Consider the following 14,108-nt stretch of genomic DNA (forward strand, 5'->3'; position numbering starts at 1 on the left):
TCTACGTTCGCGCGCCCACCATGTCCTGCGGCCGCACCCAGCGGTCGAACTCCTCCGCGCTGATCCAGCCCGAGGCCAGTGCGGCCTCGCGCAAGGTGGTGCCGCCGTGGTGCGCCGCCTTGGCGATCGTCGCGGCGCGGTCATAGCCGAGGTGCGGCGCCAGCGCGGTCACCAGCATCAGCGAGCGCTGCATCAGCTCGTTGATGCGGGCGCGGTCGGGCTCGATGCCCCGCGCCAGATGCCGGTCGAAACTCGCCATCGCATCGGCCAGCAGCCGCAGGCTTTGCAGCAGGTTGTGCGCGATCAGCGGCTTGAATACATTGAGCTCGAAATTGCCCGACGCGCCGCCGATGTTGATCGCCACGTCGTTGCCGAACACCTGCGCGCACACCATGGTCAGCGCCTCGCACTGCGTGGGGTTGACCTTGCCGGGCATGATCGAGCTGCCGGGCTCGTTTTCCGGAATGCGGATCTCGCCCAGGCCGCTGCGCGGCCCTGAAGCCATCCAGCGGATGTCGTTGGCAATCTTCATCAGCGCCGCAGCCAGGGTCTTGAGCGCGCCGTGCAGGAACACCAGCGCCTCGTGGCCCGCGAGCGTGGCGAACTTGTTTTCTGCGCTGGTGAACGGCAGCCCGGTCTGCCGCGCCAGTTCCGCGGCGACGCGCGCACCGAACGAGGGATGGGTGTTCAGCCCAGTGCCCACCGCCGTGCCGCCCACCGCGAGCGCATAGACCGGATTGAGCGCCGCATCGATGGCGCGGCGGCACAGGTCGAGCTGTGCGACGTAGCCGGAGAACTCCTGCCCCAGAGTCAGTGGCGTGGCGTCCTGCAGGTGGGTGCGGCCGATTTTGACAATGTCGGCAAACACATCGGCCTTGGTCTGCAGCGTGGTGCGCAGCGCAATCAGCGCTGGCAGCAGCGCCTGCACGGTCTGCGCTGCGGCGGCCACGTGCATTGCCGTGGGGAAAATGTCGTTGGACGACTGCCCCATGTTGACCTGATCGTTCGGGTGCACGATGCGCGCCGTGCCGACCCCGCCGCCCAGCAGCACCGAGGCGCGGTTGGCCAGCACCTCGTTCATGTTCATATTGGTCTGCGTGCCCGAGCCGGTCTGCCAGACCGCCAGCGGAAACTCGTCGGGATAGCGCCCGGCAATGACTTCGTCCGCCGATTCGATGATGGCCTGCGCCGTGCGCAGATCGAGCTTGCCGAGATCGACATTGGCGGCGGCACACGCCCGCTTGACCAGCGCGAGCGCGCGGATGAACTCGTGCGGCATCCGCTCGGTGGAAATGGCGAAATGCTGCAGTGAACGCTGCGTCTGCGCGCCCCACAGATGGGCTTCGGACACCTCGATGGGCCCGAAGGAATCGGTTTCGATCCGCATGCCCTCGGCGGGCAGGGCCATGTGCTGCGGGTTGTCGGCATCCATGCGTGGCCTCCAGAAGAGAATTTCCGCTGTTGTAGTCCTTGCACACCCAGTTTGCCACCGGAATGGTCCTCGGCGCAGTTGTGACCGTGCATTGCGCACTGGCGCGATGATTACATCCTTTGACTTTCCTTACGTTTACATACTGATGTGCGCTTGACCCCTGTCACGGCGAACTCCTAGACTGCTTCACAGAACAAGGGCGATGGAGTTCGCCAACAACCGCGCGGGCCAGGCCCATCGCTGATGACTCCTACCTGCTGCAAGTGGCCTGTGCTGCTTGCATTTCATGTCAGGGAGGAGTGATGCGCGTCGATGTTGTCTTGCAGCAAGTGTGCCAGGTGCTGGTCATTGCGCTGCTCTCCCCCCTGCTGCACGGCTTCATCGCAACGATGGAGGAGAAGGTGCAGCGCGGCACCGGGCCGAGTCTGTTTCAGCCCTACCGCGATCTGTTCAAGTGGTTCCGCAAGGAAATCGTGGTACCGCAGACGGCCTCGTGGGTGTTCTGGACCGCACCGGTGGTGGCCTTTGCCGCCATGCTCACGGTGCCCATCCTCATTCCGGTGCTGACCAACTATCCGCTGCCGCTCTCCGACATGGGAGACATTCTCGGCGGCGGGCTGATCCTCACGCTCGGTGGTTTCGCCATCCTGCTCGCCGGTCTGGACAGCGGCCATCCCTATGGCGGCCTGGGGTCAAGCCGCGAGGCCATGCTCGCCATTCTGGCCGAGCCCACACTGATCATGGTGTTCGTCGGGATCACCCTGCTGGCGCAGGCGATGCTGCCGTTCGTCGTCAACCATCTGCTCGTTGCCGATCCGGCGGTGTATTGGAGCCCGGCGCATCTGTTCCTGGTCGCAGCGTTCTTCATCCTGCTGACCGTCGAGACCGAGCGCCTGCCGATCCATTCGAGCATCCACTACGAGATTTACATGATCGGCGAGGCGCGCATCCTCGAATACTCCGGCCCGCTGCTGGCGCTGCTCAAGTGGGCGTCGTGGATGAAGCAGGCCATTCTCTACACCATCTTTCTCAACGTGCTGACTATCCCCTGGGGGCTGTCGATGCAGGGCACGGCGCTGGGATTGCTGGGGGCGACCCTCGCGCTGCTGGCCAAGTGGACACTGCTCGGTCTGGTCATGGTGTTCGTCGACACCGCGCAGTCGCGGCTGCGGTTCTATCGCTATCAGGAGCCGCTGGCGCTGTCTTTTCTGATGGCCATTCTCGCCATCGTCGCGCGGCAGGTTTGAGGAATGACACCATGCTGATCTTCCATCTCGGCGGCGTGCAAGCGTCGATCTTCAGTCTCTTGGTGATCGTCGCGCTGATCCTGGCCTTCGTGATGCTGGGCTCGCACTGGATCAAGAACCATATCCTGGCGTTTGCCGCCGAGTCGTGGGTGATCGCGGCGCTGTCGGCTGCCATCGGCATCAGCGGGCATTATCCCGAGCTGGTGTTCATCGCCGCGCTCACCGCACTGTTCCGCGGCAGCCTGCTGCCCTATCTGCTGCTGCGCATCGTCAACGACCTGAAGCAGAACCGCGAGTTCACGCCACTGCTCCAGCCCTCGTCGAGCATCGTGCTCGGCGGCTTTCTGGTGCTGTTCTCGTACGCCGTGGCGCAAAGGCTGGGCGTGCGCATGAACCTGGTGGACAACATCGCGGTGCTCGCGCTGACTGCCATGTTCAGCCTCAAACTCATCGGTTTTCTGATGCTGGTGCTGCGCGCCGAGGCTGTGAGTTCCATCCTTGGTCTGCTGGTGATCGAAAACGGCATTTTTCTTGGCTCGCAGATCCTGGTGCCAGGCATGCCCCTGCTGCTGGAAATGGTGATTCTGTTCGACCTGCTGATCATCGTCTCCACCTTCGGCATGCTGATCCGCTACCTGCACAAGGAAGTGGGCACCACAAGCAGCCGTGAACTCACGCGGCTGGTGGGGTGAGGCGATGATCTGGAATCTCCTTTACGCCATCTGGATCTTCACCGCGCTGGCGATGGCGGGTAGCTGGATCTCGCACCGCAGCCGTGTGGCCGAAATGCTCAATCTCTGTGCCGCCGTCATCGACTTCGTGCTCACCGTGGTGCTGCTGTTCGCCACCCCGGCGCAGGGCGCAACCGCGCTGAACGGCTATCTCTTGCTCGACGCCTTCGGCGTATGGGTGATGTTCTGCCTGGCCATCGTCTATCTGCTGTCCAGCATTTATGCCATCGGCTATATGCGCTGGATGCATGGAGAGCAAGCGCGGCTGCACCGCTTCTACGCGCTGTTTGCGGCATTTGCGCTGACCATGTTCTTTGCCCCGGCGCAGAACAATCCCGGCCTGTACTGGATCGCGATCGATCTCACAACGATCGTCAGCGCGTTTCTCGTTGGCTTCCAGCGCGCGCCAGAGAGCATCGAGGCGGCGTGGAAATACATCGTCATCGTTTCCGCAGGCCTGGGGCTGGCACTGCTGGGCACGGTGCTGTTCTACTGGGCCGGCACCTTCATCCTTGGCCCGGTCTACGCGATGACCTGGGCCAATCTGGCGATGATCGCACCCAAGGCGGAGCCGCTGCTGTTGCTGCTGTCCTTCCTGCTGGTGCTGGTGGGCTTTGGCACCAAGGTGGGGCTGGCGCCGATGCACACCTGGCTGCCCGACGCGCACAGCGAAGGCCCGGCTCCGGTGTCGGCGATGCTGTCCGGCGCGCTGCTCAACTGCGCCATGCTGGGCATCGTGCGGTTTTTGCAAATCGTCGCGCACACGCCGGTCGAAACCTCCGCGCGCACCGCGCTGGTGGTGCTGGGCGCGTTCAGCCTGCTGGTGGCGGCGCTGTTCATCAGCCGCCAGACCATCGTCAAGCGGCTTGCCGCGTACTCCAGCGTGGAGCACATGGGCGTGATCGCTCTGGGCTTCGGCTTTGGCGGGCCGCTGGGGGTGATCGGCGCGCTCTATCACATGCTCAACCACTCGCTGACCAAGAGCCTGGTGTTCTTCGGTGCGGGCAACATGATGCACGCCTACGAGAGCAAGGAGATCGCCAGAATTCGCCGGGTGCTGCGCTTCTTTCCGCGCAGTGGGGCAGTATGGCTGGCCGGTGCAGTGGCCATCACCGGAGCCCCGCCGTTCGGCCTGTTTCTGTCTGAACTCACCATCCTGCGCGGCGGCATGCAGAGCGCCAATCCGTGGGCGGTGTGGTGGATGGGGGGCCTGCTGATCGTGATTTTCATCGGCTTTCTCAACCATTTCCGCGCGATGTATTTCGGGGCGCGGCCGGAGCATGCGCCTCATCTCCAATTGAAGTTCGTGCATGTTGCGCCCATGGCCATGGCGCTGGCCGCCATCCTGCTGCTCGGTCTGTGGTGGCTGCCGCCGATCTGGGCGCATCTGGCCGGGATCGCCCAGCAGTTGGGAGAGGTGTGAGATGAGCCAGTCACCTGCCCTGCCGGGCGCATATCGGAGCTGACATGCGCCACTGCGAAACATCCGTCCTGAGTCCCGCCGAACTGCCAACGGCGGCCGACAGTCTGCTCACCGAACTGGGCGACGCGCCCAGCGCGCACGGTCGCATGCAGATGGCCTATGCCTGCGGTTGCGCCGACGGCGGCATGGACGTGATTTACGTCTTGAGCCAGGGCGCGAACCTGCCGTACAAGGTCTGGCGCGTGCGCCCGCAGGATCACACCCTGCCGTCGCTGGCGAGCAAGCTGCCGCTGCTGGGCTGGTACGAGCGCGAGATGATGGATCTGTATGGCCTGCGCTTCACGGGGCATCCCGAGCCGCATCCGCTGGTGCTGCACGAGGGGATGCCGCGTGAGCCAGCGCCTCTGCGCACGCCGTTCGACCCGGCAGCCCCAGCGCTGGACTTTTCGCCGCAGCCGCCGACCGTGCCGCAGGTACTCGGGCCGGACATCCAGCGCCTGCCCTTCGGCCCGGTGCGCGCCGACATCGTCGAGTCGGCGCAGTTCCTGTTCTTCTACATCGGCGAGGGCATCCTGCACTATCACCCAAGGCTGTTCTACAAGCACCGGGCGATGGAGGCGCGGTTTCAGGGGCAGACCTTGCGCACCGGCGCCGTGCTGGCCGAGCGCGTGAGCGGCATCGACTCTGTGGCGCACGCGCTGGCCTTCGCGCAGGCGGTCGAGGGCGCAACAGGCTGGCGCGCGCCGCCGCGGGCGCGTTACCTGCGCATGATCCTCGCCGAGCTCGAGCGGCTGTACAACCATCTGCACTATCTGGGCCATCTGGCCAAGACCACCACGCTCAAGGTCGGCGAGGCCGAAGGCCATCTGCTCGAAGAGCGGGTCAAGCAGATCAACGCAAGACTCACCGGCAACCGCTTGCTGCGCGGGCTGATCGTCCCGGGCGGGCTGCGCCGCGATCTCGACATCTCCGGGCTGGACAAGGCGCTGGATGCCATCAGTGACGACATCGCCCGCTACATCGACCGTCTGGACAACACCCGCAGCCATCTCGACCGCCTGATGACGACCGGGGTGCTGCTGCGGCAGGTGGCGTTCGACCAGGGCGCCACTGGCCCGATCGAACGAGCGAGCCATCTCGACCGCGACTTGCGCCGCGACCACCCCTACGCCAACTACGCCAAGGTGCGCTTTGCGGTGCCGGTACACCAGGCTGGCGACGCCTGTGCACGCGCACGGGTGCGGATGGAGGAATTGCGCGAATCGCTCGCCATCATCCGCCAGACCATCGGCCGCACCAAGCCTGGGGCGGTGCTGCGCTTTGACGTGATGGAAGAGGTCGACCCGCACCACGAGGGACTGGGCTGGGTAGAAGCCACACGCGGGGGGCTGCTCTATGCCGTGCATCTGGACGACGGCGGGCAGCGCCTGCTGCGGGTGAAGATCAAGGAGCCGTCGTTTTCGAACTGGCGGGTGTTTCCCTTTACCGTGGAGGACAGCAACATGATGGATTACGCCATCAACGAAGCCAGCTTCGGCCTGTCCATCGCCGGCGCCGATCGCTGAACAGAGGAGAACGACCATGCCTGTGTGGACCTGGTTTGGCATTCAGAAGGGCCGCGCCACGACCGCCTGGCCCGACGGCCCTGGGCCGAACGGACAGGACGGCGTGCTCGGGCTGCCGCGCTTCGATGCCGCGCGCTGCGGCAGCGTGCAAACCGGCTGCAGCGATTGCGTTGCCGCCTGCCCCGCCTCGGCCATCACCCGCAGCACGGCAGGCGCGGTGCAGCTCGACTACGCCCGCTGCGTCGGCTGCCAGCTCTGCACCGAGGTCTGCCCCGAAGGCGCGTTCAGCACCAGCCACGACTGGGCCTTCGGCGTGCGCGACAGGGCAGATTTGCTCAACCTCGGTGACGACCAAGCCGCCCCACCCCAACCCTCTCCACAGTGTGGGGAGGGAGCTTCAACCCCCTCCCCCACCGCGTGGGGGAGGCCGGGAGGGGGAGCCGCGAGCACCACCGAACTCGCGCAGGAAATCCAGGCCTTCGGCAAGAGCCTGCACATCCGCCATGTCGACGCCGGTTCCTGCAATGGCTGCGAAAGCGAGCTGCAGGCCCTGCTGAACCCCTTTTACAACCTGCACCGCCTGGGCATCTTTTTCACTCCCTCGCCGCGCTTTGCCGACCTGCTGCTGGTCACCGGCCCGGTGACCGCGGCGATGCGCGAGCCACTGCTGCGCACCTATGACGCCATGCCGCAGCCGCGCTGGGTCATGGCCGCAGGCACCTGCGCCACCGGCGGCGGCACCAATGGCGGCGGCTACGCCTGCCATCAGGGGCTGGACGGCATGCTGCCGGTGGATGTGTGGCTGCCGGGCTGCCCGCCCAACCCGGCGGCGTTGATCGAGGCGTTGCTGTTGCTGCTGCGCCGCCGCCCGCAGCGGGTACATGGAGGTCAGCATGAGCGCGCCTGACGCCGTCACGCTGACTGCCTTTGGCCTGGCCGCACTGGCCTGGGTGCTGGCGTTGCTGACCGATCTGTTGCTCGGCACTGCCCTGCCGCGCTGGCTGCTGGCGCTGGGCTGCGCGCTGGCTGCCATTGGCGCGCTGTGGGGTCTGCCTGGCGGCAGCGCGGCGCAGGCCGTGCTGATGCTGGGCGATACACCGGTGATCTTTCAGCCTGACGCCGCCGCGCTGTGGCTGATGCTGCCCGCGCTGCTGCCCGCATTTTTCGCCGGCCTGCTCGGCGGCATCCAGCCGTCGCGCGGCTGGGCGGCGGGGGCGGCACTGTCGCTGCTGGGGGCATTGGGCGTTTACGGGCTGCAGGACGGCGCGAGTTTTCTCATCGCCTGGGAGGTCATGGGATTCGGCGGCGCCCTGATGCTGCTGGCCGATCACCGCAGCGTGCAGGCCGGGCACGACAGCCTGTTCATGCTCGCGCTGCTCGAGGTCGGCGGCGTGGCACTGCTGCTTGCGGTGCTGATGCTCGGCCAGAGCCTGGCGTTCGGCAGCTACGCGCTGCAGTGGACGCAATGGGGCGTGGCCTCCGCCTTTTTCCTCGGTCTGTTGTGGCTGGCTGGCTTTGGCGCCAAGCTCGGGCTGCTGCCGTTTTACGAGTGGTATCCGGGCGCCTATGGCAGCGGCAGCGGTGCTACCGGCGCGCTGATGTCGGGCGTGGTGATGAATGCGGCCTACTTCGCTCTGGGCCGCGCGCTGCTGCAATGGATGGGCACGCCGCCGTGGCTGGCAGCCTTTGGTGTCGTCGTGCTGGTTGCAGGCACCTTCACCGCCATCCTGGCGATTCTCTACGCCTTCCAGCAAAACGACTGGCGGCGGTTGCTGGCGTTTTCGTCGGCCGAAAACGCTGGCGTGGCGGTTACCGCGCTGGGCGCAGCGCTGGTGTTTCGCGCTGGCGGCGAGGACATGCTCTCGGGCCTGGCCTGGACGGTGGGCATGCTGCATCTGATGGGCCACAGCCTGGCCAAAGGCACGCTGTTTCTCAGCGCCGATGCCGACGCGACGCTGCAGGGCAATTACCACCTGCGGCAAGGCGCCATCCTGCGCCATGCACCGCTGACCCTCGGGCTGGGTGCAGTCTTCGGCGCGATGAGTCTGGCGGCCATGCCGCCCACCGCCGGGTTTGTCAGCGAGTGGTATCTGTTCCAGAGCCTGTTCCACGACTTCACCCTCAAGACCGACGGCTCGCGCATCGCGCTGGCGCTGGCCGGTGCCGGCATGGCATTGACCGCTGCGATCGCGCTGGCGAGCATGGTCAAGCTGTTCGGCGTGGGGCTCTTGGGACAAAACGAAGTCCACGGCGCGCATCATCGCAAGCACCAGACCATGCTCACGCCACTGCAGCGTGCCGCGGTGCTCATCACCGGGCTGGCCGTGCCAGCATTCGCGGTCAGCCTGGTGTTGTGGCTACCGCAGATGGCCGCCTCCGCCTGGCCTGCCGTGCAGGTTCCGCAAGCCATGACCCACGGCTGGCTGCTGGTGCCACTCTCGGCGGGCTTTGCCTTCATCTCCCCGGCGCTGCTGGTGATCGCGGTGCCGCTGCTGGCGCTCATTCCGCTGGTGCTGGTCTGGACACAGCGTCGCTTCCCCGTGCGCCATGCGGCGCTGTGGTGCGGCGGCGAGGACTATGCGGCGCATGCCGGAGCGACCACGGCGCTGTCATTCTCCAACGCAATGCGGGTGTTCTACAACTTCGTCTACCGCCCGCGCAACGCGGTGGCACGGCAGTTCGAGGGCAAGGCGTATTTCCTGAAAGAATTGCAGTTCGATTATTCGCAGGCGCCGATTTTCGGGCCGCTGCTGTTCACCCCTGCGGTGCGAGCGGTGCAATGGCTGGCACGTCAATTGCGCTTCCTGCAGAACGGTCTGATGAACGCCTACATCGCGTATATCGGCGTGCTGCTGATCGTCATTTTTGGCTTGGTGCTGGTGTGGAGTCCGGCCTGAGCATGACACGGCCGCAACATTTCCGCGGTTTTTTCTTCTTCTACATCCTCATTGGATTTTTCGCATGACCTACGTCTTCATCGCCATCTTCGCCATCATCGGCGCGTTTGCCCGCTACGGCCAGACCCTTGTTGTGCAGGGCGTGCTGGGGCGCTCCTTCCCCTTCGCCACGCTGTCGATCAACATTCTTGGCTCTTTTCTCATGGGTTTTCTGTTTTTTGAAACCCTGGAGCGCCTCAACCTGAGCCCGGAACTGCGCACCGGCATTCTCACGGGTGGGCTTGGCGCCTACACCACGTTCTCGACTTTTTCGCTGGAGTCGCTCAATCTGATCGAGAACGGCGAAATGGTCAAGGCCGGGCTGTATGTCGCCGCGTCTGTCGTGCTGTCCATCGCGGCGGCCATTTTCGGCGCCTTTCTGTCACGCAACATGGGAGTCTCGTCATGAGCAGCAAATCCGTCACCATGGTCCGTATCTACATCAAGGAGGGCGACAAGGTGGGGGGCCACGATCTGATGCGCTCCATCTTCAAACTGCTGCACGAGGAACACAAGGTGCATGGCGTCACGGTGTTCCGTGGCGTGGCCGGCTTCGGCAGCAAGGGAGAGGTGCACGCGGACGACCTGCTGCGCCTGAGCGTGCATCTGCCGCTGGTGCTGGAATTCTTCGATGAACCCGAGGTGGTCGACGCCGTGCTGCCCCGCATCCAGGAGATGGTGCCGCCCGGGCACATCGTCTACTGGGCCGCGCAATGCGGCTGCAACTGAATGGGTCCGTTTCCGTCTTGCGGTCCGGCGCTGCGCCGGGCCGTCTTTTTATTCTGTCCACGAGCGCGATACATGTCGCGACAAACCATGAATCCGAGCAAGCATGCCGTCGTCTGGATCGATCACAACGAAGCCCATGTGTTTTTCGTCGATCCAGAGCATGTCCGCGAGTCCATCGTGCATTCGCCGCATCCGCATCAACACCTGCACCACAAGGCCAACACCATCGGCGCGGGCAAGCTGATCGAGGATCAGCACTATTACCACGCTGTGGCGGAGTCGCTCAAAGATGCCCATGAAATTCTCATCACCGGGCCCGGCCAGGCCAAACTCTGGCTGCTGAAGCATCTGCATCACCACGACCCGGCTGTGTTCGACCGTGTGCTGGCGGTGGAGACCGTGGACCATCCCTCGAACAACCAGTTGGTGGTGCATGCGCGACATTATTTCGACGTCACCGACCGCCGCTTGATCTAGCAGCGACAGACGATGGGCGAGCCCACGCAGGTTCATTTCTGCACCTGGTGCTTTGCGCAGATTCCCGCCGGCACTGCGGTCTGCCCCGATTGCGGCACCAATCTGGACGACTACGCCCGCCACACGTCCTACCAGGACAGGCTGATCCACGCCCTGCATCACCCCTTGAGCGAAACTCGCATGGGCGCCATCATCGCTTTGGGCAAGCAGGCCGATTCACTGACCATCAACGCGCTGACCGACTGCGCGCTGGAGCACAGCGGTGACGTGATCGAGGGCCTGGAAATCCTGCACAGCCTGGCGCAGATGCCCCAGACCCCGACGCTTGCCCAGGCGCTGCAGCGCCTGGCCCGGGAGCACCCGGCGCATGCCGTGCGTGAGCACGCCATGCGTCAGCTTCAAAGCCGTTTTCCAGACGCGAGCTGAGTGACCGGAATCACTGCGCATCCGCGCCAAACACCTCGGCATACAGATCCGCGCCAAAGCTGGTCTGCAGCGCGTCTCCAGGCTCCAGACGGAAGCTGCGGCTGCCGTCGTCGCGGCGTTCGGCGCGCAGCATGCACACGCGGTCTGGGTCCTGCGCACGCAGGTGCCGGGCTGCGTCGAACAGATGTGTGACCAGCGCCACCTTGATGCCGCGCTGGCGCAGCGCATCGACCACCTGCAGCAGCAGTTCCGAGCCTTCGCGCGCGTTGGTCGAGGCGAAGGACTCATTGGACAGCCACAGTGCGCCGGGCCGAATGTGCTGGGCGATGGTGCGCATGCGGTCGAGTTCCTCGTCGAGCTTGCCGCCCTGCAGACCTGAATCTTCCTCGCGCTTGTAGTGGGTGAACACCCCGCTGGCCAGTTCGCCCGCATAAGACTGCGCCGCGACAAACATGCCGGCGTGCAGCATGAGCTGAGCCAAGCCGACCGAGCGCAGGAAAGTGGACTTGCCACCCTGATTCGCACCGGTCACGGCCACAAGGGACTTGCCGTCCGCTGCAAACGCATTGCACACTGGCGCGCGCTGCAGGGTGAGCGCCAGTGTGGGGTCGTACAGTTCCTGGGCCGAGAGCCGCAGCGCGCCTTGTGGCGCAAACTCGGGCATGCAGACCTCCCCGCCGAGCGCAGTGAGACGCTGGTGCAGATTGAGGCAGGCGACGTAAAAGCCGAGTTCAGCGCGCAGCAGCTCGAAAAAATTCAGCACATGATCGGTGGCCTGCGCCATGGCATTGGCCACGTCGTTGAGACCGCGATCGACCAGTTCAGACAGGGCCTGCGCTCCGGCCTCATCGCGGTCGGGCAGGCGGAAGGTGAACTCGGGAGGCGCCTTGTGCAGCAGTCGCGCCAGCCAGCCGGGACGGCTGCCATTGCCCGCGTGCAGCACATAGTCCCGGCCCGCGTTGCCCGGTCCGAGGCTGACGCTGAACAATTCGCCGTGACGAAATCGCAGTGTGTCCAGATGCTCCTGCACCTGGTCGAAATAAGCGTCGCTGATATCGCGCTGCAGGGAAGCAAACAGGGCGCCAAACGCCTCGGAGCGAAAGCTGCTGGCGAGACTGTCGGCCTGTTGTCGCAGGCGGTGCAGGTATTGCACAAAGGTCTGCAGCAATTCCACCGCGCCACGCAGATTGAAGCTGGGATAGCGGCCGAACAGTCCGAGGCCGAACAGATGCTTCTTGCGGCTGTCGATGGCCTCGACCACCAGGGCATACAGCGCGCGCACCTGTTCCGGGTGATCGAGCGCGTCGCGCAGCGCGTCCTGCCGGTGGGCGATGACCCGGGCGTCGCCCGCGCCGCTGGCGGCCATGAGCACTCGGGTGGCCACATCGAGCAGGAAGGCGTCTTCATGCGCCATGGCGGCCAGCAGCGTGTTGACCTCAAGATCCTGCGCCACTTCGAGCCACTGCGCAGGCGCAGCGGCCTTGGGATCGAAATCGCGGTCAGGAAACAGCAGATGAGCCTTCACGACGCAATCCTCTGCAGCAGTTGTTCGCGGGTCACGCCAAACTTGCGTGCCAGCGCCAGCGCATACGACTTGCCATCGGCAGCCTGCCGCAGCACCTTGAAGGTGCGGATGGTGGGATCGTCGGCATCGACCTGGCCGACCATGCTCACGGTGTGTGCGTCGAAGGTGGCGAGCTCATCGAGAAACGTCACCAAAACACAGGCGGCGCCGATGTTCGACAGACGCGCCATGATGCGCCGCGCCAGCCACAGCGCATCGTCCAGTGTGGTGGAGGAGAAGATCTCGTTCATCAGCACCAGACTGCGCGGCGTCGCCGCGGTGAGGGTGTGGTGCATGCGCACCAGATCGTCCTGCAGTTTGCCGCGCTGGTTGGTGATGTCTTCCACCCGCTCGAAGTGGGTGAACACCCGATCGCACAGCAGCAGACTGGCGCTGCGTGCGGCCACTGGCAGACCAAGTGCAGCCAGATAGTGCAACTGACCCACCGTGCGCGCCAGAGTGGTCTTGCCGCCGTGATTCGGCCCGGTGACCACGAGCAGGCGTTCCTCGCCCGTCAGTGCAAAGTCGTTGCACACCACCGGCTGCCTCGCCTCCACGCATTGCCGCGCCAGCGCCATGTCGTAGGCGTCGCGTGCGTCGATTCCGCCCGGCTCGGTCATCAGTTGCGGAACGCACAGCGGCAAACCGGCGCGGACGAAACGTTGGGTGAATTCGTGCCAGGACAGAAACCAGGCCAGTTCGCGGTCAAGCCGCAACATGCGGTCATCGGCGAAATCAGCCTGCGTGCTGCGAAACCGCGCCAGCCGCCCAAACACCGCTGGATGCAGCAGAGCCACGCGGTCGAGAATCTGCCCTTCGACATGGTTCAGCCCAGATGTCGGGTTGAACTGCGTCCTGTAGTCCTTGACCTCGCCCTGACGGAAACGGGCAAAGGTGTCGGCAACGGTCGCGGTGTAGTCGGGCTCACCCGGGTCTTGCAGCACGGACACCGTGGTGCCGTCGATGCGCACTGCATACCGCACCTGCGCCAGCGCGTCCACCAGCGCCTGTGCCTCTGTCATGCAGGCTTTGAGTGCATCCGAGGCGCACAGCGCGGCCACATGCGCGCGCAGGGCCTGCATGGCCATTGACTGCAGGTCTGCCGCCAGCAGCGCCTGCTGCAGCGCGTTCACCGCGTGGCCGTAGGCCACTGCAGCATCGACAAACCAGCGCTGGCCCTCGATGGCGTTGTAGGCTCTTTTGGCCCGCCGCAGGTGCTCACGCATGCCGCGCATGGCCTGCTGGAAGCCTTGCAGCGCAGACAGCACCGGCGCCTGCTGGATGTCGCGCAGCGCATCCTGCCGGTAGCGCAGCACGGTCAGATCCTGCAAGGGCGCGCGATACAGCGCCTGCAGGAGCGTGAGCACTTCGGCACGGTATGGCGCCTCATCATCGGTACGACCGGCCACATAGAGCGACGGTTGTTCGCGCGGCAGATAGGCGCCGAACGCCGCAGCGAAGATCGGCTCAAGGAACAGGTCGTGAAACACGTCGCGCAGATCGTCGCCTGGTGGCTGCGCGGCTTCCTGTGCCGCCGTGGGAAACGCCAGGCTGTAGAACGCAGGAACTGTCGCCATG

Annotated in this window: 13 protein-coding genes and 1 riboswitch; of the genes, 10 read left to right on the plus strand and 3 right to left on the minus strand. The window is 65.0% G+C overall.

Annotated features, from left to right (window positions below; all coding sequences use genetic code 11):
• Position 1: 1 nt before the first annotated feature.
• A complete protein-coding gene (gene fumC, locus AC1ZQA_RS09810) occupies positions 2-1,432 on the minus strand; it encodes a class II fumarate hydratase (RefSeq protein ID WP_482676788.1) in 1,431 nt (476 codons plus the stop codon).
• Between the two features lie 189 nt (positions 1,433-1,621).
• A riboswitch (Fluoride riboswitch) is annotated at positions 1,622-1,692 on the plus strand.
• A gap of 42 nt (positions 1,693-1,734) precedes the next feature.
• Here fumC and AC1ZQA_RS09815 point away from each other — a divergent pair.
• From AC1ZQA_RS09815 to AC1ZQA_RS09860, 10 genes are all read left to right on the plus strand, one after another.
• Complete coding sequence (locus AC1ZQA_RS09815) at positions 1,735-2,679, plus strand: respiratory chain complex I subunit 1 family protein (RefSeq protein WP_482676789.1); 945 nt, start codon at positions 1,735-1,737, stop codon at positions 2,677-2,679.
• A gap of 11 nt (positions 2,680-2,690) precedes the next feature.
• Positions 2,691-3,371, plus strand: coding sequence for a hydrogenase (locus tag AC1ZQA_RS09820; RefSeq protein WP_482676790.1), 681 nt, complete (start codon positions 2,691-2,693; stop codon positions 3,369-3,371).
• A 4-nt stretch (positions 3,372-3,375) separates the two neighbouring features.
• Entirely contained in the window at positions 3,376-4,833 is a 1,458-nt protein-coding gene (locus AC1ZQA_RS09825; protein ID WP_482676791.1) for a proton-conducting transporter transmembrane domain-containing protein, read from the plus strand.
• A 44-nt stretch (positions 4,834-4,877) separates the two neighbouring features.
• Positions 4,878-6,398, plus strand: a complete 1,521-nt coding sequence (locus AC1ZQA_RS09830; protein ID WP_482676792.1) for a hydrogenase large subunit — start codon at positions 4,878-4,880, stop codon at positions 6,396-6,398.
• A 16-nt stretch (positions 6,399-6,414) separates the two neighbouring features.
• Positions 6,415-7,305: an NADH-quinone oxidoreductase subunit B family protein gene (locus AC1ZQA_RS09835; RefSeq protein ID WP_482676793.1), complete on the plus strand. Its 891-nt coding sequence runs from the start codon at positions 6,415-6,417 to the stop codon at positions 7,303-7,305.
• Complete coding sequence (locus tag AC1ZQA_RS09840) at positions 7,292-9,295, plus strand: proton-conducting transporter transmembrane domain-containing protein (protein WP_482676794.1); 2,004 nt, start codon at positions 7,292-7,294, stop codon at positions 9,293-9,295. The genes AC1ZQA_RS09835 and AC1ZQA_RS09840 overlap by 14 nt, the downstream gene beginning before the upstream one ends.
• Before the next feature lie 64 nt (positions 9,296-9,359).
• Entirely contained in the window at positions 9,360-9,743 is a 384-nt protein-coding gene (gene crcB, locus AC1ZQA_RS09845) for a fluoride efflux transporter CrcB (protein WP_482676795.1), read from the plus strand.
• Complete coding sequence (locus AC1ZQA_RS09850; protein ID WP_482676796.1) at positions 9,740-10,063, plus strand: DUF190 domain-containing protein; 324 nt, start codon at positions 9,740-9,742, stop codon at positions 10,061-10,063. The genes crcB and AC1ZQA_RS09850 overlap by 4 nt, the downstream gene beginning before the upstream one ends.
• 72 nt (positions 10,064-10,135) lie before the next feature.
• Positions 10,136-10,540, plus strand: a complete 405-nt coding sequence (locus AC1ZQA_RS09855) for a translational machinery protein (protein WP_482676797.1) — start codon at positions 10,136-10,138, stop codon at positions 10,538-10,540.
• Between the two features lie 12 nt (positions 10,541-10,552).
• A complete protein-coding gene (locus tag AC1ZQA_RS09860) occupies positions 10,553-10,966 on the plus strand; it encodes a HEAT repeat domain-containing protein (RefSeq protein ID WP_482676798.1) in 414 nt (137 codons plus the stop codon).
• Between the two features lie 10 nt (positions 10,967-10,976).
• Here the strand turns inward: AC1ZQA_RS09860 and AC1ZQA_RS09865 are convergent, their stop codons facing one another.
• Both AC1ZQA_RS09865 and AC1ZQA_RS09870 read right to left on the minus strand, forming a co-directional pair.
• Complete coding sequence (locus AC1ZQA_RS09865) at positions 10,977-12,491, minus strand: MutS-related protein (protein WP_482676799.1); 1,515 nt, start codon at positions 12,489-12,491, stop codon at positions 10,977-10,979.
• Positions 12,488-14,107: a MutS-related protein gene (locus AC1ZQA_RS09870; protein ID WP_482676800.1), complete on the minus strand. Its 1,620-nt coding sequence runs from the start codon at positions 14,105-14,107 to the stop codon at positions 12,488-12,490. Before AC1ZQA_RS09870 ends, AC1ZQA_RS09865 begins: the two co-directional genes overlap by 4 nt.
• Position 14,108: the final 1 nt, after the last annotated feature.

The organism is Thiomonas sp. DCM-2 (assembly GCF_056820905.1).

Coding starts and splice junctions, on each gene's coding strand:
- fumC (WP_482676788.1), bottom strand. CDS start 1,432: ATGGATGCCGACAACCCGCAGCACATGGCCCTGCCCGCCGAGGGCATG.
- AC1ZQA_RS09815 (WP_482676789.1), top strand. CDS start 1,735: ATGCGCGTCGATGTTGTCTTGCAGCAAGTGTGCCAGGTGCTGGTCATT.
- AC1ZQA_RS09820 (WP_482676790.1), top strand. CDS start 2,691: ATGCTGATCTTCCATCTCGGCGGCGTGCAAGCGTCGATCTTCAGTCTC.
- AC1ZQA_RS09825 (WP_482676791.1), top strand. CDS start 3,376: ATGATCTGGAATCTCCTTTACGCCATCTGGATCTTCACCGCGCTGGCG.
- AC1ZQA_RS09830 (WP_482676792.1), top strand. CDS start 4,878: ATGCGCCACTGCGAAACATCCGTCCTGAGTCCCGCCGAACTGCCAACG.
- AC1ZQA_RS09835 (WP_482676793.1), top strand. CDS start 6,415: ATGCCTGTGTGGACCTGGTTTGGCATTCAGAAGGGCCGCGCCACGACC.
- AC1ZQA_RS09840 (WP_482676794.1), top strand. CDS start 7,292: ATGAGCGCGCCTGACGCCGTCACGCTGACTGCCTTTGGCCTGGCCGCA.
- crcB (WP_482676795.1), top strand. CDS start 9,360: ATGACCTACGTCTTCATCGCCATCTTCGCCATCATCGGCGCGTTTGCC.
- AC1ZQA_RS09850 (WP_482676796.1), top strand. CDS start 9,740: ATGAGCAGCAAATCCGTCACCATGGTCCGTATCTACATCAAGGAGGGC.
- AC1ZQA_RS09855 (WP_482676797.1), top strand. CDS start 10,136: ATGTCGCGACAAACCATGAATCCGAGCAAGCATGCCGTCGTCTGGATC.
- AC1ZQA_RS09860 (WP_482676798.1), top strand. CDS start 10,553: ATGGGCGAGCCCACGCAGGTTCATTTCTGCACCTGGTGCTTTGCGCAG.
- AC1ZQA_RS09870 (WP_482676800.1), bottom strand. CDS start 14,107: ATGGCGACAGTTCCTGCGTTCTACAGCCTGGCGTTTCCCACGGCGGCA.